This window comes from Dyadobacter frigoris (assembly GCF_005280585.1).
Lineage (GTDB): Bacteria > Bacteroidota > Bacteroidia > Cytophagales > Spirosomataceae > Dyadobacter > Dyadobacter frigoris.
Genome location: NZ_SZVO01000013.1, coordinates 67,851 through 85,591, shown reverse-complemented (window position 1 = coordinate 85,591; position 17,741 = coordinate 67,851). Strand labels below are relative to the sequence as shown.

At 39.5% G+C, this 17,741-nt stretch carries 16 protein-coding genes; 7 read left to right on the top strand and 9 right to left on the bottom strand.

The window, feature by feature from the left end:
- The first annotated feature begins 49 nt into the window (after positions 1-49).
- Genes FDK13_RS24870 through FDK13_RS24855 form a run of 4 tightly spaced genes read left to right on the top strand, consistent with a single transcriptional unit; the run spans position 50 to position 5,527 of the window.
- Positions 50-1,060 carry a glycoside hydrolase family protein gene (locus FDK13_RS24870; protein WP_220417419.1) on the top strand — a complete coding sequence of 337 codons (1,011 nt, stop codon included), beginning with the start codon at positions 50-52 and terminating at the stop codon, positions 1,058-1,060.
- 6 nt (positions 1,061-1,066) lie between these two features.
- Positions 1,067-2,563 (top strand): sulfatase, encoded by a 1,497-nt coding sequence (locus FDK13_RS24865; RefSeq protein WP_137342726.1) that lies wholly within the window; start codon positions 1,067-1,069, stop codon positions 2,561-2,563.
- Positions 2,563-3,966, top strand: a complete 1,404-nt coding sequence (locus tag FDK13_RS24860; RefSeq protein WP_137342725.1) for a sulfatase — start codon at positions 2,563-2,565, stop codon at positions 3,964-3,966. Before FDK13_RS24865 ends, FDK13_RS24860 begins: the two co-directional genes overlap by 1 nt.
- Before the next feature lie 49 nt (positions 3,967-4,015).
- On the top strand, positions 4,016-5,527 hold the full coding sequence (locus FDK13_RS24855) for a sulfatase family protein (RefSeq protein WP_137342724.1): 1,512 nt from the start codon (positions 4,016-4,018) through the stop codon (positions 5,525-5,527).
- A gap of 82 nt (positions 5,528-5,609) precedes the next feature.
- On the opposite strand, the gene FDK13_RS24850 is transcribed toward FDK13_RS24855, so the two are convergent.
- Both FDK13_RS24850 and FDK13_RS24845 read right to left on the bottom strand, forming a co-directional pair.
- Entirely contained in the window at positions 5,610-6,413 is an 804-nt protein-coding gene (locus FDK13_RS24850) for a helix-turn-helix domain-containing protein (protein ID WP_137342723.1), read from the bottom strand.
- 81 nt (positions 6,414-6,494) lie between these two features.
- Complete coding sequence (locus tag FDK13_RS24845) at positions 6,495-7,301, bottom strand: SDR family oxidoreductase (RefSeq protein WP_137342722.1); 807 nt, start codon at positions 7,299-7,301, stop codon at positions 6,495-6,497.
- Positions 7,302-7,458: 157 nt separating this feature from the next.
- Between FDK13_RS24845 and FDK13_RS24840 the strand changes: the two genes are divergently transcribed.
- Positions 7,459-7,848 (top strand): DUF1398 domain-containing protein, encoded by a 390-nt coding sequence (locus FDK13_RS24840; protein WP_137342721.1) that lies wholly within the window; start codon positions 7,459-7,461, stop codon positions 7,846-7,848.
- A gap of 53 nt (positions 7,849-7,901) precedes the next feature.
- Here the strand turns inward: FDK13_RS24840 and FDK13_RS24835 are convergent, their stop codons facing one another.
- From FDK13_RS24835 to FDK13_RS24825, 3 genes are all read right to left on the bottom strand, one after another.
- Positions 7,902-9,014 carry a mannonate dehydratase gene (locus FDK13_RS24835; RefSeq protein WP_137342720.1) on the bottom strand — a complete coding sequence of 371 codons (1,113 nt, stop codon included), beginning with the start codon at positions 9,012-9,014 and terminating at the stop codon, positions 7,902-7,904.
- A 99-nt stretch (positions 9,015-9,113) separates the two neighbouring features.
- A complete protein-coding gene (locus FDK13_RS24830) occupies positions 9,114-10,301 on the bottom strand; it encodes a PQQ-dependent sugar dehydrogenase (protein WP_137342719.1) in 1,188 nt (395 codons plus the stop codon).
- A gap of 199 nt (positions 10,302-10,500) precedes the next feature.
- On the bottom strand, positions 10,501-11,523 hold the full coding sequence (locus FDK13_RS24825) for a LacI family DNA-binding transcriptional regulator (protein WP_220417418.1): 1,023 nt from the start codon (positions 11,521-11,523) through the stop codon (positions 10,501-10,503).
- Positions 11,524-11,666: 143 nt separating this feature from the next.
- Here FDK13_RS24825 and FDK13_RS24820 point away from each other — a divergent pair, with 143 nt between their 5' ends.
- Positions 11,667-13,055 (top strand): DUF4932 domain-containing protein, encoded by a 1,389-nt coding sequence (locus FDK13_RS24820; RefSeq protein ID WP_229216204.1) that lies wholly within the window; start codon positions 11,667-11,669, stop codon positions 13,053-13,055.
- A gap of 92 nt (positions 13,056-13,147) precedes the next feature.
- Here FDK13_RS24820 and FDK13_RS24815 read toward each other — a convergent pair whose 3' ends face one another.
- The 4 genes from FDK13_RS24815 to FDK13_RS35745 form a co-directional block, all read right to left on the bottom strand.
- A complete protein-coding gene (locus tag FDK13_RS24815) occupies positions 13,148-14,734 on the bottom strand; it encodes a DUF4394 domain-containing protein (protein WP_137342718.1) in 1,587 nt (528 codons plus the stop codon).
- A gap of 150 nt (positions 14,735-14,884) precedes the next feature.
- Positions 14,885-15,529: an START domain-containing protein gene (locus FDK13_RS24810; protein WP_137342717.1), complete on the bottom strand. Its 645-nt coding sequence runs from the start codon at positions 15,527-15,529 to the stop codon at positions 14,885-14,887.
- A gap of 701 nt (positions 15,530-16,230) precedes the next feature.
- Positions 16,231-16,431, bottom strand: coding sequence for a hypothetical protein (locus tag FDK13_RS24805; RefSeq protein WP_137342716.1), 201 nt, complete (start codon positions 16,429-16,431; stop codon positions 16,231-16,233).
- Between the two features lie 217 nt (positions 16,432-16,648).
- Positions 16,649-16,828, bottom strand: a complete 180-nt coding sequence (locus tag FDK13_RS35745; RefSeq protein ID WP_181956153.1) for a response regulator — start codon at positions 16,826-16,828, stop codon at positions 16,649-16,651.
- Positions 16,829-17,077: 249 nt separating this feature from the next.
- Here FDK13_RS35745 and FDK13_RS24795 point away from each other — a divergent pair, with 249 nt between their 5' ends.
- Complete coding sequence (locus FDK13_RS24795) at positions 17,078-17,677, top strand: RNA polymerase sigma factor (RefSeq protein WP_137342715.1); 600 nt, start codon at positions 17,078-17,080, stop codon at positions 17,675-17,677.
- The last annotated feature ends 64 nt before the right edge of the window (positions 17,678-17,741 follow it).

Genomic DNA, 17,741 nt, shown 5'->3' with positions numbered 1-17,741 from the left:
TTTATAATTAAAAATGTGGTTTCGGACTTATTAAAAACAAGAATTGAAAATGAAATTTTATAATAAAATATTTGTCCTTTTTTTGCTGGGAGGGATCAGTTCAAATTTTGCTAATGCCCAACAATTTACATTTCAGCGATTTGAAAAAAATCCGATTATTTCGCCGGAATTACTTCCTGGTAAAGACGGGCAGAATATTAATGGTCCGTCTCTGATCAAAGTACCGGATTGGCTGCCAGGAAAATTGGGCAAATACTATCTTTATTTTGCCGATCATAACGGGACGTACATTCGTCTTGCGTATGCCAATGATTTGAAAGGTCCATGGAAAGTCTATGAGGCGGGTACTTTGAAAATGAACGATTGTGCATGCAAAGGGGAGGACGACGAATTGAAGGCGGGAAGGCATATTGCCTCACCGGATATACATCTTGATGAGGTCAATAAACAGATTATTATGTACTTCCATTGTCCTTTGTTTGTCAGTGGCGACAAAAAAGATAAGAGTAATTACAAACAATTATCCCTGCGGGCTACTTCAAAAGACGGAATTAACTTTCAACCGGAAATCACACAACTGGGGGAATCTTATTTTAAAGTTTTTAAATGGAAGAACGAATTCTATGCATTTTCCCGTCTGGGGATTTTGTGGAAATCAAAAAATGGGATTTCAGCCTTTGAAAAAGGACCGAATCCGTTTGACAAAATCCAGTCTCCCGCATCAACATTAAGACACGCAGCGGTTGCGCTGAAAGGTAATACGTTATGGGTTTTCTATTCCCGGATCGGTGACAGTCCGGAACGGATTTATTTCTCGAAAATTGAACTTACGGACGACTGGAATAACTGGAAACCTTCGGAACCGGTTGTGGTTGCACTTCCTGAAAAGACCTACGAAGGAGCGGATTTACCCTTGACAGTTTCAACTGAAGGCGCTGCAAAACAACGTTTTCGTGAGTTGCGGGATCCTGCGGTTTTTGAGGAAAATGGTAAATTATATTTGTTGTATACCGTTGCAGCCGAAAGTGGAATTGCCATGGGTGAGCTGAAAATCAAATAAAAAGGTATGAAGAATAATTTTTTTAGGGGCATAATTCTGCTCTTTTCGGTCGTTTTGGTTAATCAGGTTTATGGTCAGAAAGCTGTTCCCGCAAAGCAAAAAGACAAACCTAATATCCTTTTTATTCTGGTGGATGACTGGGGATGGACTGATCTCAGTTCTGCCGGAAGCAAATATTACGAAACGCCAAATATTGATAAACTGGCTAAGGAAGGACTCAGTTTTACACAGGCTTATTCCGCGGGGCCCAATTGCGCACCGAGCCGTTCTTCGTTAATGACAGGAAAATATCCGCCCCGCCATGGAATTTTTACGGTTGGTAATTCTGATCGGGGACAATCTGTCGATCGGAAATTAATTCCGATCAAAAATGAAACGGTATTAAATCCTTCTTTTGTAACAATAGCTGAGGAACTGAAACATGCAGGATATAACACAGGACTGATCGGGAAATGGCAATTGGGAGAAAAGAAGGAAAATGCGGATGCTCATGCCCAAGGTTTTGATGATGTAATTGGCGGCACAGAAGGTACGCCCTCTTACTTTTATCCTTATGCCGCCAAAAAAGCAGAACAAAAGTCTCCGCTTGAAGGAATTGATTCTGGTGAAAAAGGAGAATATCTGACAGACAGGTTAACGGACGAAGCTGTAAAATTCCTTGACAAGAATAAGGAAAAGCCATTTTTTCTTTACTTGTCGTACTTCTCAGTTCACACACCGATTCAGGCGAAAGAAGACATTATTCAAAAATATAAAAACAAAAAAGGTGACGAATTTCATAACAATCCGGTTTATGCGGCTATGATTGAAAGTACGGATCAAGGCATTGGAAAAGTGCTGAAATCACTTGAATCGCTGAATCTTGACAAAAATACACTTGTTATTTTTTATTCAGATAATGGTGGAATGGGAGAGGTTACAGCGCAACATCCATTACGCGGGTCAAAAGGTATGTTGTATGAAGGCGGGATTCGTGTTCCGCTAATTGTAAAATGGCCGGGAAAAACAACTGCCAACTCGAAAACAGATGTGCCGGTAATCGGAATTGATTTTTATCCTACACTTCTTGAAGTTACAAATGTTACCAAACCGGTTAATTCAGAATTTGACGGACAAACTTTTGCTCCTTTACTGGTTGGAAAAACGATTCCATCCAGAGATCTTTTCTGGCATTTTCCGGGATATCTGGAAGCTTACAAAGGTGACAAAAGAAACAAAGACGCTTTCCGTACCAGGCCCACGAGCGTGATCCGTTCGGGCGATTTCAAGCTTCACGAATTTTACGAAGACGGCCGGGTCGAACTGTATAATATCAGGGAAGATATAGGCGAATCAGTGAATTTGGCAAAGAAAAATCCGGCACAGACAAAACTGCTTAAAGCAAAACTGGAAGCCTGGAAGAAAAAAGTCAATGCCAAAATTCCAACAAAACTCAATCCCGAATACGCTCCCGAAACCTCTGAAAATAAACCTGCCGAATCTAAACACATTAATCTTAACTAATGAAACCGATAGTATATTTTCTAACACTGTTAGTTGTAAATAGTCAAGTGCTTCACGCACAGCAAAAAGAACCCGCCAAGAAGAAATATAACGTTCTCTTTATAGCAGCGGATGATCTGAACAATGATCTGGGCTGTTATGGAAATAATTTTGTAAAATCACCCAATATTGACCGGCTTGCAAAAAGAGGAGTTTTATTTGATAAAGCTTACACGCAATTTCCTTTGTGCAGCCCGAGCCGTTCTTCGCTACTAACGGGTCAGCGGCCTGATGTGACCGGAATTTATGAGTTGCAGACGCATTTTAGGAAAAATCTTCCGGAGATCGTAACCTTGCCGCAATTATTTAAAAACAATGACTATTACAGTGCCAGAGTTGGTAAAATATATCATTATGGCGTTCCCGGACAAATTGGGACGGATGGCTTGGATGATCCGATTTCATGGGATTATAAGGTAAATCCAAAAGGAAGAGATAAAGCCGAAGAAGGAAATGTTAAAAACCTGACTCCAAATCGCCCGCTTGGAAGTGCGCTTGCATATCTGGCCACAGAAGGAACAGATGATGAGCAAACGGATGGGTTGTCGGCGAATGAAGCGATTAAGATTTTGGAAGAAAAGAAAGACAAGCCATTCTTTCTGGCTGTCGGGTTTTTCAGGCCGCATTCTCCTTATGTAGCCCCCAAGAAATATTTTGATCAGTATGACCTTGACAAAATTCCGTTGCCGAAGGAAATAGCCAATGACCTGGATGATGTTCCTGAGGCTGCATTATTTACAAAACCTGCACACTGGGGACTTAAAGAAGCGGAGCGCAGAGAAGCACAACGTGCTTATTATGCAACGATTTCTTTCATGGACGCTCAGGTTGGGAAATTGCTGGATGCGCTGGACCGGCTGAAATTGTCTGATAATACCATTATCGTTTTCTGGTCGGATCATGGGTATAATGTGGGGCAGCACGGACAATGGATGAAACAAAGTTTGTTTGAAAATTCTGCCCATGTCCCGCTGATTATTTCGGTTCCGGGTGGTAATAAGGGAAAAGTTTCTCCCCGTACGGTTGAGTTACTGGATATTTACCCAACACTAGCAGAATTATGCGGACTGGATCCAAAGCAAAATTTACAGGGAAAAAGTTTGACTTCCTTGCTGAAAAATCCATCTGCCAAATGGGACAGAGCGGCTTATACGCAAGTAAAACGAGATAAAATTATGGGCCGAAGTGTGCGAACTGAACGTTACCGCTATACTGAATGGGACGAGGGAAAAGCAGGTATAGAGCTTTATGATCACTTGAAAGATCCTGATGAATTTCACAATCTTGCCAAATCAAATGAGCAGGCAAAAACGGTAAAAGACCTGGCCATTTTATTGAAAAAAGGTTTTTCTTCACAACCCTAATTGTTTTTCAAATTATTAGTTTGAAATTTGTGATTATGGTTAGTTTATTATGAGAATCAGGAAGTTTTTTAGTAAAGGAGTATTCATTGTTTTGCTTGTTTTATCGTCTCTTGCTGGTTTCAGTCAGCGAATGGAAATCAGAAAACTTCAGGGTCCCAATTTAATTTTTCAGCTTGGTAACAGGCACCTTTGGGATGCATTGACTAGCAGGACGCAAAACAAACAGAATAAAAATAACAGAGAAAAAAGTAAGCCCACCAGACCGAATATTATTTTTGTCCTAACGGACGATCACCGCTGGGACGCACTTGGCGCGATGGGGAATAAAATTATTCGCACGCCAAATCTGGATGCACTTGCCGACAGGGGAATTTTATTTAAGAATGCCTATGTGACAACCTCCATTTGTTGTGTGAGCCGGGCGAGCCTTTTGAGCGGTCAGTATATGTCCCGTCACAAGATTAATGATTTTTCTACCTGTTTTTCAAAAAAAGCGTTGGATAAAACCTATCCGGCTTTGTTAAAAAAGGCAGGATACAAAATCGGTTTTATTGGTAAGTTTGGAATTGACAGCAACCGTCAGCCGGATTCCTTGTTCGATTACTGGGCCTGTGCAAGGGTAGAACAGCCTCCGTATTTGGTTGTAAATAAGAGCGGACAAACAATTCACAATACCGATAGTGTAGGAAAAGATATCAAACAATTTCTATATCAGTTTGCCGGACAGCAAGAGCCGTTTTGTCTTTCTGTGAGTTTCAAAGCTCCGCATGAATCAGAAAGTGATCCTCCTACTTTTCCGTACCAGGAACGATTTGCCAGTTTATATCAAAATACAAATATTCCGAAACCGGTGACTACTGACCCGAAATATTGGAATAGTTTTCCTGAATTTTTCAGGTCTGATAAAAATATCGGCAGACAGCGCTGGAAGACATTTTTTTCAACAGAAGAAAAACGGCAGGAAACTGTGAAGAATTATTATCGCCTCATTACCGGAGTTGACGAAGCCGTGGGGGACATGGTAGCGCTGTTGAAGCAATTACAAATCGACCGTAATACCATCATCATTTTTATGGGTGATAATGGTTTCTCTTTGGGAGAACACGGACTGGAAGGTAAATGGTTTGGTTTTGAGGAATCAATCCGTGTCCCGATGATCATTTCCGGAGCACCTATTCCAAGAAAACTGGTTGGCAGGAAAACAGACAATATTGCCCTGAATATTGATGTTGCTCCAACGATTTTATCATTTGCCGGAGTAGCGACTCCGGCAACAATCCAGGGGAAAGATTTAATGGCGTCTTTTAAAAGCGGCGCTGCCGAGCGTCAGGATTTTTTCTACGAACACACCTTTTGGGGCAGTCCGGGTTTGCCAAAAGTTGAAGGGGTTGTTTCCAAAAAATTCAAGTATATGAAATACATAGAGCACAACTATGAAGAATTTTATAATACCAAAAGAGATCCTAATGAAACAAGTAATCTGATCGATCAAAAATCAGGTAGCACTGAGTTGGATAAGTTTAGGAAACGGTATGCTGTGTTGAAGAGAGCCGCGAGGTGATAAATATTTTAGGGTTTTTGTTATTCTCAGCCTGATGATCTTAAAATCGTCAGGCTGATTTTATATTATCAATAATATGGATTTATCTCATTGATGGACTTTGCCCAAATAGATGTTTGTAGGCAACAGAAAAATGGGAATAATCTTTAAAACCAACTTCGATATAAACATCAGTAGCCTTCCAGTTTTTTTCCTGAATCAGATAGCGGGCATCTTCCAGGCGTTTGTTCAGAAGCCATTTATTGGGAGTAGTATTAAAGACCTGAGAAAAATCCCGCTTAAAAGTAGACAGGCTCCGTCCGGTCAAATAAGCGAACTGGCTTAAACTTCCATTGAAATTGTAATGCGCCCGCATATAAGCTTCCAGATCTATTTTGCCTGGTTCACTGAAATCAAACAGGACATTTTTAAGTTTCGGATTTGCTTCCAGGAAAATAAGAACGGCTTCTTTGATTTTTATTTTAACAAGATTGTCGCTGATATCAAGATTGTTTTCAAGATAGGGTAAAAGGGAATCAATGTAATTGTTAAAAAATCTGTTTGGTTTTATAAGGAAAACGTTGTCGTAAGAATCGTGAATTGGGGTTTCGATCTGATATTGATCCTTCATTTCCAGTAATGTATCCTGATCAATGCAGATTGAGATGGAGCGATATTCTCCTCCGGCTGGTGGTAATTTGACAAATTTAGAGAGACGGTTTTTTACCGCCAAACGAAAATCGCCAGCCTGGTAAAGTTGTGATTTTCCATCAAAGTAAGTCTCGGAGGTGCCTGAAATAATATAGTCGAACACGTGTTGTTTGATGAAGATTTCACCTTCAATAACACGTTTTGAAGTTGCCGAATAGACAATCTGCGGGACATTAGGACTGGTAGTATTTGACATTACGATTGTATCGAAACAGGCAGGGCTAATGTACAAAATACATCAGTCCTGCTTGTATTTTTTCGAATTTATTAGCTGCTACTATCCTAAAAATATAACCGACATTTCTTTACGGCACACCTCCGGGCCAACTTCCAAACGTCTTGCGTACATGTCCTTAGAATCTGTTCCTGCCATGTAATGTACCTGATCTTTTCCATCGGTTGCGGCTTCATATACAACTTCGGCAACTTCTTCGGCTGTGGAACCGCTTGTGGCCGGATCCATCATACTGGCAACAACACTCATGTTTTTATCCACATATTTTTGATAAGGTTCGGTTGACGTGATTTCCGTATTTGAACCAAATTCAGTTCTGATAAATCCGGGTGCAACCGTTTTTATACCAATCCCGAATCGTGAAAGTTCGTAGCTCATTCCTTCGCTCCAACCCTGCATTCCATATTTTACAGCATTGTAAATGCTGGCAAATGGGAATGTTACCAAACCCGCAATTGACGTAATATTAATAAATAATCCGCTTTCTCTTACTCTGAAATGTGGGACAAATGCCTGAGTAACACGAATTGCTCCCAGCAAATTTGTGTCAATCTGTTTTACCAATTGCTCATCTGTCATACTTTCCAATGGACCAATAGCGCCATAAGCAGCGTTGTTTAATACAACATCGACATCGCCCAAAGCTAATGCTGAGGCAACAGTTGTTTTGATCTGTTCGGGATTTGTGATATCAAGGGCCAAAACTTCTACGCCTTCAAGATCACTGAAAATATTTCCTTTTTCAGTATTACGCATGGTGGCAATTACCTTCCAACCTTTACTGTGAAATAACCGTACTGCTGCACTTCCAAGTCCGCTTGATGTGCCTGTGATGAATATCGTCTTCATGATTTTTAATTTTATTTATGTTGACAAATGTAGCGGTACACGAAATCTTGCAGATTGTTATAAGGTTCAAGTTTGATTGTTTTAAAGGTCATGCAGTTTAGGGAAGAGAATATAGAAAAAAGTGTTATTATCGCCCTCCATATCAAACCAATAAAACATGTTCACACTAACTCAGATCAAAGAAGCTCATTCAAAAGTAAAAAGCGGCAAGGATTTTCCAGGTTATATACAAGAGATCAAGCAGCTGGGAGTTGTCGCTTATGACCAATATGTATCCGATGGACGAACGAGATATATGGGGAAAGATAGTTTTGGGATAATCTCTGATGCAAAGTATGCTTCTTTGGAAATTGCAAAAACCGGTGATGTAGAAAAGCTAAAACATGCGCTCAAAATTCATCAGAACGGTGAAACTGATTACCTGACTTTCTGCAAACAATCCGCGGAATCTGGTGTAGAAAAATGGATGGTGGACACCCAAGCAATGCTTTGTACGTATTATGACGAAAGTGGAAATGAAATGGTTGTTGAAGTAATCCCGTCCTGAAAATAAAACATACTTGAAAAGGCTGCATCTTAAAAAAAAGATGTAGCCTTTTTTTATGCCTTACCCGATTGTTTCACAATCGATTCAATCAATCCTCTCATATAACCAATGGCAAAAAGTGCTCCGATATTACTATACCCCGGATGTTCATTACTATCGCCGGACATGGTCGGGACGTGATCAGGCCGCATCGGGCCACGGAATCCAATGTCGTAATACGTTTTCATAGCTTTGTACATATCCGTTTTTCCATCGTCATGAAATGTTTCCTCAAAATGATTTCTGTCGCCGCGGACATCACGGAAATGTACAAAATGTATTTTTTCTTTTTTACCAAAATAATTAATTACCGAAGGAATATCTTCTCCCATTGTAGCAAAGGTTCCCTGGCACAACGTGATGCCGTTACTGGGACTTGGAACAATATCAATGAGTCGCTTGAAAGCGTCTGCCGAAGTCATGATTCTGGAAATTCCTCTGATTTCGTCAACAGGTGGATCGTCCGGATGTAATGCCAGTTTCATACCCACTTTTTCTGCTTCAGGAATCACAGCTTTCAGAAAATATTCAAGATTTTTCCACATCGTTTCCTTTGAAAATTTACCATATTGCGTGATGGATTCATCCTTTATTTTGTCAATATCAAAAGCACTTACCAAAGCACCGCCACGGCTAGGTCTGTCCAATGACGTACGCGCCCAGCTGATGACTGGCATCCAGTTATAACAAATCGTATCAATCCCGGCTTTTGATAAATTTTTCATCAGACTGATAAAGTTTTCAATCTCCTCATCACGGCCTTCCAGAGCCAGTTTAGTTTTTTCGGAAAGTGCGGGCGGCCCTTCAACCACACGAAGTTTCAGCCCTTCTTTTGCCCAGGCTTCTTTCACCGCAACGATGGCCTCATAATCCCAGGGTTTTACATCTTTCAATCCAACACTTCCGGGATTTATTCCACCCACAGCACCTAAAACCCGCATTTGTTTTGATAACTCGATCCTTTGTTTGTTCATGCCATAGAAATGCGCAAGACAGAATTGCAAACCGCCATCCTGGATATATTCTTTTTTCGGTTGTGGAATTAGTTGATCAGGTGATTTTCCAAGCAGCGACAATGACGCCAGCGAAGCACTGTTTTTGATAAAACTGCGACGAGTGTTTTTCATAAATTGTTAATTTATTACGCTAAAAAAAGCAAATGACCCCAGTCATTTACTCTTTGAAGAGATCATAACTGAGGTTTCAGAGGAAGGTAAACTTATCTGTTAAGGCACAATCTTGTAAAGCGAGCCCTTCGTATTTTCAAGAATCACCGTCAGCACGTACAGTTCCCCGGAAAGATCTTCCCCGAAACTGTAAACGTGCCAATAACCGGCGTCTCTGCCAATAGATAACTTATTTCTAGTCCATTTATCGTCTTTTCCAGGCGATAATGACCAGATCGGGCCCATCATATCCCCAAAAATATATTTGCCTGTTAAAGAAGGAATTGCCTTGCCGCGGTAAACAAATCCGCCCGTAATACTCAATCCTTCCGGATGAGGATATTCTGCAATAGGAGCAATCGGGTTTTTCGGTTGCGGGTCTTTCTCATTGAAAGGATGTAATCCCTCAATCGGCCTCCAGCCATAATTGCCGCCTTTGGTGATGATATCAACTTCTTCATATTTGTTTTGTCCTACTTCACCGGCAAAAAGCTGATGCGTTTTTTTGTCAAAACTGATACGCCATGGATTGCGTAATCCGTAAGCATAAATTTCGGGTTTTGCATTAGCATCACCAACAAAAGGATTATCCGCAGGAATTGTGTAGGGTAATTTGTTTACATCAATCCGCAGAATTTTGCCCAGCAGATTTGTCATGTTTTGAGCATTTCCAAATTCTCCGTGCTGGTCATTCGCACCGCCTCCGTCACCCACAGAAATGTATAAAAACCCGTCAGATCCAAATTTAAGATCACCACCATTATGATTGGATTGTGGCTGGTCAATCACCAAAACTTTGCTCATTTTGGCAGGATCCGCTACCAGAGGATTTGAAGAAACCGTGTATTCCCGGATTTCACTTTGGTGATCCAGTTGATTTTTAACAGGATTGGCAACCGGCACACTGCAATAAACATAAAACTTACCATTGCTGGCATAGTCAGGATGAAATGCAAGTCCAAGCAATCCGCGTTCATCATAACCTTCTTTTTTTAGAACTTCCTTCCTGATGTCCAGAAAAGGAGCTTCCAACAGTTTTCCCTTTTGAATGATCCGGATACGGCCTTCCTGTTCCGTAACAAACAGCAGGTCCGGATTCTTTTTTGTAACGGCAAATGCAGTAGGATGTGAAAGCTGGTCCGTTATCAGCGCTAGCTTTACTTTTACCGGCGAATCCGGTACCTGCGCAAATGCAGATACCGACATCATTAAGGTGGAAAGGATAGGAATAGTGATTTTTTTAAGCATCGTTTTTAATTTTTGTTGTAATTTCTTTTTGTTAGGGGGAGTAATTTTTTCTGTCAAAAATTAGGCGTTTTAAGACTTGCAAATTTTCCTTCTGCAAATTAACGTAATCGTTTACGGAAAATGATTAAAAATTTGAAACTTAATTGATATTTAATAAAGTTTGGTTGGGAAATAACTTCTTGAAAGTGCCTTAGCAGGATTAATGCACTTTTTTCAGAGAGGATTCTCTGATAACCGGAAGTGGTTTTACGACGATTTTACTGGAATTGTCTTCATTGCCGTTTTCAATAATCTGGTTTAAAAGTTTGAAGGCTTCCTGGCCCATAAGCACCGTTTGCTGGTCCATGGTCGATAAGGAAGGCGTGGTATGTTCACTAAACATATCATTACAAAATCCAAAAACGCCAAATTGTTCAGGGACATGAATTTTACTGATTTTTAACTGTTTCAGTATGCCGAGCGCTGTAAAATCTTCTGCTGCAAAAATAGCATCGGGTGGTTCAGGAAGTGAAAGTAAATGACGTGTGCCTTCCATACCGGATTCAATGGAAATATTTCCGCTAAAAACCAGATTTTCATCAAAGGAAATATCATTGGCTTTCAAAGCTGCTTCATAACCTTTGAAACGGTCGTTAAAGGTATTGATATACAAGGGGCCCGAAATGTGTGCAATCCGTTTGTAACCCTGATCGATCAAATGTTGCGTGGCCCAGAAGGATCCGTTAAATCCGTCAATTACAACGGAAGGAATGTCCAGATCAGGTACGCGGTCAAAAAAAACGAGTGGGATATTTCTTCGTTTTACGTCAAGAAAATGATCATAATCCAGCGTATTTCTGGAAAGCGAAGCAATGATACCGTCAACACGGGCGCCAATAAAAGTCTGGATTCCCTTTACTTCCAGTTCATACAATTCATCACATTCATGAATGAGCACCGAATAGCCATGTTTACTTGCCAGGTTAGTAATTCCATGAATAACGGAGCCGAAAAAAGCGTTTTCTGCCGTTGGAATGAGTACCCCGATGACATGGGTTTTTCCTGAACGCAGCGAGGAAGCAATGCGATTGGCTTTATAATCAAGCCTTTGTGCGGCTTCTTTTACAATTGCTTTTGTTTTGGCACTTATTTCAGGATGATCACTTAAAGCACGCGAAACCGTGGCGGCCGTCATATGCAGTTCCCTGGCAATATCGCTTAAAGTGACGCTGTTTTTTTTCAATTTGGTGCTTTTTGGTAAATGTAAGAAGATTTGCCAAGTGGCAAAAGTAATCGTTTTCCATGAACTGCACAGGATTAGCAGGCAGAGCCAGGTTGATACTCAATTTGTTTTTGCTTAAACTTGAATTTACTAATCGCTATGCCATGAAAATTTTTTCTACATTTTTATTAATTCTTTCGCTTTCGACTGTTGTTTATCCGCAATCAAAAATCCCGTTTGTTCGTACCAAAACGAACAGTATCATTATGAACATTGAGAAGGAGAAAGGCAATTTCAATGGTGTGAACGATATACCCAAAACGTTTTCTTACGACTTGGGCACAGAGCACGACATGTCAATACTGTCTTTGATCTCTGAACAGGATTCAATTGCTTTGTTATTAAAATACGGCGAAAAAGCAGTATTTCAAATAATTAGAGAAGCAAAGGGAGATACCGCGACCTGCATTTTTACTTCCCACAAAACCATAAAGGCAGCAACTTTTAGCCATGACTATAAAACCGCAAATACCGGGAAAACCATCATCGAAGCCCCGGAAGTTTACGAACTGATCAATATCATTTTCTCATTAACCGATTATGGTAAAACAGGAGCAATTAATAAGGGAACGACTTATTATCAGGAAGTAAAAAAACATTTTACACCGTACGCTTCTCTGTCTGCGGTTCGTACAGTGGATTCACTTTTAAAGAATCCCGATAACTATTATTCTCCATTGAAGATGGATAGTTATGCCTTTCAATTCAAAGGTGATAAAATTGAAAAATTTGGTGTATATGACCGTGTGAGCTGGGGAAGCCTCAATGAGCTCGAACCTTATCTGTCTTTGTTGGAATCCTTTGCGAAAAAGTCAGGTTTTCGAGAATTCTATAAAAAACATAAAAGCTACTATGAGGATTTGGAAAATGATTTTCGGAAAAATATTGATGTTGCTGATATGAAGGTCTGGCTTGAACGGCAGTTTCCCCGGACAAAATATTCCGCAATAAAAGTAATTTTTTCGCCACTTGTGGGATGGAACCAGTCGGCCAATAGTTTTTCTGATAACGGCTTTTCAGAGGCGCAGGCGCATGTCGATTTTCCATTTATTACCGAGCGACAGAAAACACAGAATCCGGCAATGACGAGAGGACAAAGGTCAAAAATTGTTTTTACAGAAATCAATCACAGCTATCTAAATCCGGAAGCGGAAGAATATGTAAAGGAAATTGCCAAAGCGTTCAGTGATCTTTCGGTATGGATAACAAAAGGTAAACCGGCTTCAACTTATAATAATACACTTCCCTGTTTTGAAGAATACATGAATTACGGGTTGGTTACACTTTACTATTCTGATATTTTCGATAAAACAATTTCTGAAAAACTAAGAGTGGATTTGGAAGAAAATATGGTTAGTTTTCGCGGTTTTCAAAGATTTAAAGAGTTTGATCAGGAAGTTCTTAGGCTTTATAAAACCAGGAAATCGGGGCAGACAGTTGCAGATTTGTATCCGGAAATAATAGATTGGGCTGGAAATGCAGGTTTGAAATAAGTTTGAAGATCAGGATATAGCCGAAACTTATTTATACAAAAAAACGGATGCCCCGAATTATTCAGAGCATCCGTTTTTTTGTATTGAAATTTCTATAATCCGAAACCTAAGGCCAGCCCTTTTACAGGCGTGCTGAATGGAAATTTATGTTGAACAGCACCGGAGGTAAGATCAACAGAGTAGAAACTTGTGTTGCCCGCAACTGTGAAAATAGCGTAACCTGTGCCTGAAACATTTCCGATGTCAAATCCAATTGTTGCATCAACATCAATACCCAGTGATTTTGGGTCAATTAAGATACCGTCATTAGGAGGCATTTGTTTGTAAAGCAAATTGGATTGGCTGTCAATGTCAAAAAGGGTTGTTGCAGTTACGCCAGGATAACTGTTGGTGTACGCAGCAGCTGTAACAAAAGGAGTTGGCCCGCCAACACCAATTTTTAGAGAACCGTCAACAATGGTGACACCGTCTGTTACATTAATCCGGAGACTTTGTCCTGTGTTACTTACAACTCTTAATCTGTCAGCAACAGGATTGAAGTCAACACCAAATACAGTACCGCTAATGGTCACCGGCGTATTATCTGCAAGTTTCAAGCTTGCCAATTCTGTGGCAGCACCAGATCCCAGATCGATTCCGTAAATTTTGCTGTTGCTTCCCAACGCGTATAAACGACCATTTACCGGTCTGATATCAATTCCTTGTAACATCACACCGGATGGAATGCCACTAACTACTTTCATACCGAAGTCGTATCCATTTGTAGGATTAAATATTTTAATATTGTTTGAGCCGTCCAACGCATATGCCACAGGAAGGGAAGGAATTGCTATACCGATAATATTGACACCTGTTGGTAATTTGCCAAGTTTTTGCAGTTTCCCGGATGTCAGGTTAACGTAATCAAGTTCCCATTCACCGGCAATTTTAACAGAAGCAATCGGGTAAACATCAGCTGAATTCATATCAGGAGAAATGTCAAATCCGCCAATATCCTGAATATCAAGCCCCAGCCCGCCAACTGCTACCAAAGCACCTGGATTTGGAGGATTTTGAATATATAGCATATCAGCAACAGGATCAATGTCGTAAAGCGTCGTACCTGCGCCCGGTGCAGGAGTAACACCCGCGCGGCTATTTGTGTAAGCAACGGCACCAATGGTAGTTGAAGGCCCATTCAACGGAGAATCACCCGGAACCACAGCGCCGGTTTCAGGATGCAGGCGAAGATTTTGTGCTGTGTTTGTAACAACACGAATTCTGTCTACTGTAGGATTGAAGTCAAAACCGATATTGGATCCGGATAAGGCAGTAGCAATTGGCGCTGTTCCGATTCTGGTCGCTTTTCCCTGCTGATCGCCTGATTTAACATTGATTTGATAAAGATTACTTTGTGCGCTGATTGCATAAAGCTGACCTGTCGCAGGACGAAAATCAATACCGGCGAGGACATCACCGCTTTCCAGACCTGTGATAGAAAATGATCTTAATGGTGTTGTAGTGTTCTTTACATTGAGTTCGTGAAGTTGGTTGTTGTCTGAAAGCGCGTAGAAAATCCGATCAGGCAGTGCCTGCTCTGTTGGAGCAAGACGGTGATCTTCGCATGAATACATCGCCAGGGATGCTGCAAGGCCCAGAGCAAACGTTGCCGTTTTTAAATGTTGCTTAAAAATTTTCATGAATTAATCGAATAAGATGAGTGATACTTTCTACTCACATACGTTCAAAAAATTCGTATCGATTAAAATGTTTATAAAATTTTTAATTTAATTTTAATTCTATTTTAATTTAAAAAATAATTACAACTTAATAGTTAATTTAAGGTATTGTTAATCAATGATATACGGAAGATGCATGTTCTTGTATTCTTCTTTTTGAAGCTGAGATCTAAGCATTTTAAATGTTTCCAGCGGACCTTGTGACGCCACCAGATTAACAAGCCATGCGGGAATGGTGCCGGCCGGATCCACAGCCAGCGTATATTCAATTTTAACCTGATTTTTTGAATGCGGGGTAATAACCCATTTTCCCAACGATTTTTGTATTCTGACAATATTTGCTTTTTCCGGGACATAGCCTGAAACGCAGGGTGCATCCACCGTAATTATTTTACTGGATGGATTTTGGCTAACCATAATATGTGCAATGAAGTCCCTGTTTTGCGCAGGCCAGGGAAGTATTATTTCTGAATAATAATAAAGTTCGGAAGGAGAAATCTGTTTAAGTAAAACGCAGGATTTGGTGCTATAAACCCAATCCTTACCTTTTTCGACATCCATTATTATCGCAACGAGCTGTGAGGCCGAAGCATTTAAGACGCATTCGATTTTTAAAGCCTTGACTTTTGAAGTCAATATTGATTTTGTAAAAACCTTAACTCCGTCTTTTTCAGTACTAAGTTTCCAGGAATCCTGGGCGTAACTTGTTGAAAAAGCGGTTAATAATATTGAAAAAATTATAAGTCTTCTGACCATTTGAAATAAAACTATTCCAACAGTAAATTAAGTATACTGTTTAGCTCCATACGTAACAGCGTTCCTGCCAAAATAATTACTCACCCAGACTTTTCCCGTTATAAAAAACGCAGTTTCACAACTTTTAGGCCCTTTATTGTCAGGGAAACAAATTATTCAACCATTGTAAAATGGCGGAGATCGGGTTGGCTGTTTGCAAAATTGAACAAAATAAAAAGCCCTGGAATTCCGGGGCTTTTTATTAAATATCGTAACCTTTAATTGATATAGATGATATATCTACGCCAACTTTCTTTGAGTGTAAATATAACTACTTGGTGTTGAGTTATATAACTAATTTAATTTCGTTTGTATATCTTGATTTGACAGTAAATCTGACAGTATTGATAATATATCAGAATAATAACAAATTGAATTTTCAACTAATTTAAGCAAAAAAAAGAGACTGATGTACAATAATGCGCTGAATATTTTGTTGAGTGAATATTTCTAATATTTGGATGAAATAAATCATAAATCTGCAACTCAAATTCGTCAGGCAAAGCCCTAGACTACAATTTTGCATATGTTCTATATCTAAAAGATGTAATGCGACAACATTGTAAGATGGTCGTTGCTGTTGAAAGTTTTGGATTTAGTTTAAATAGGTATTTACCATAAGAGAATCGGTCGACAATAATGCAGACCGATTGTTCATTTAATTAACGGAAGCCCTGTTCCAAGCCGTTCTCCTCAAAACCTGAGAAATGGTCAGCATTATTTTCAAAAGTCTGTTCTAACCGGTTAGGAAGATTGAAATCTGTATTCTCAATTTTACTTACTTTATTATTAAACGCAGAGTATTTAATAATAAGCAGGAAAACAAAGAGTAAAAGCAGTAGAATTAAAGAAGTTTTTTTCATAATTAAGAATTGAGGGTAACTAGTAAACCGCTAGTTACCAAAATTCTTGTGGCCTGCATAGCCACAAAATAAGTTCTGGTTGATATGTTACATTTTTATCAAAAAAACGGTTAGTTTAGAAAATCAACTTTTAGAGAAAATTATTAAAATAACGACAATACTAATATTGGTAATATCGCTGGGAATCGTGAATTGCAACCATTATTTACCAGATTATCTACACGGATTCTGGTGCTTTTGCTTGCAAAGATTTTTCGCTGTAATATGCGTATTTTTCCCATTCAAAAAGTTTTTTAATGTAATCCACAGCACCAAGATCAAGGCCTTCCACAATTTGAGAAGTTCCGCTCAGCGCGCTTACGATAATAACGGGACTGGGAATTAACAGAAATGGCAAACGGCCTCATCACAGCAATTATTGGTTTATGGGAGGTTAAATTCCCAAAGTTGCCATAATTCGTTATGATTTGGTTAAAATCGTACTAGTCTTCTAAAAAAAATATTATTCCTTTGTATTGTTTAATTTAAGCTTTTTAATGAGCTGGTTTTATCGTTATTTCAAAGGCTTGGTCCGGCACTGATAGCGATTAATGACTATAATTTTTAACCATAAAATGTGATTAATAATTTTCAACAAGATTGACATATGCAGACGATCTCCATGCTTAGTGATGAAGAATTGGTGATAAAGCTGGAGACAGGAGAGGAGTGGGCCTTTTCTGAAATATATGGACGTTATTGGAAAAAAATGTTCAGACATGCTTTTTCCAAAACAGGGTCCGACGATTCAGCAAAGGAAATTGTTCAGGATATATTTCTGGACTTATGGCAGCGTAGAGGAAGTACACACATCCAGGAATTGGAAAGATATCTTTTCAGGGCCGTCAAATATCAGGTACTTGATTCCTACAACAAGCAGATTATCAGGAAACGTCATTTTGAAACGGTTTGGGCAAAATCCTATGAAGAAGTTACAGAATCGGTTGAAGACCAGATGGCATTCGAGGAATTAAAAGAGAAGATTTTAGAATGTATCAGTAGTTTTCCTGAGAAAACCAGGCAAATTTTTACACTTAACAGAATGGAAGGGAAGTCGGTCATGGAGATATCCAGTCTTCTGCATGTACCTGAAAGAACTGTGGAGTATCACATTACAATAGGTCTGCGGCACCTGCGCGGACATCTTAAAGACTATATCATTTCGTTCTCAGTGCTTGTTATTTCTCTGCTGATGCATAAAGGATAATTCAATGAAATTTATAATTGTATTATTGAAAGAAATTTTAGTTATTAATTAAACATTTATATAA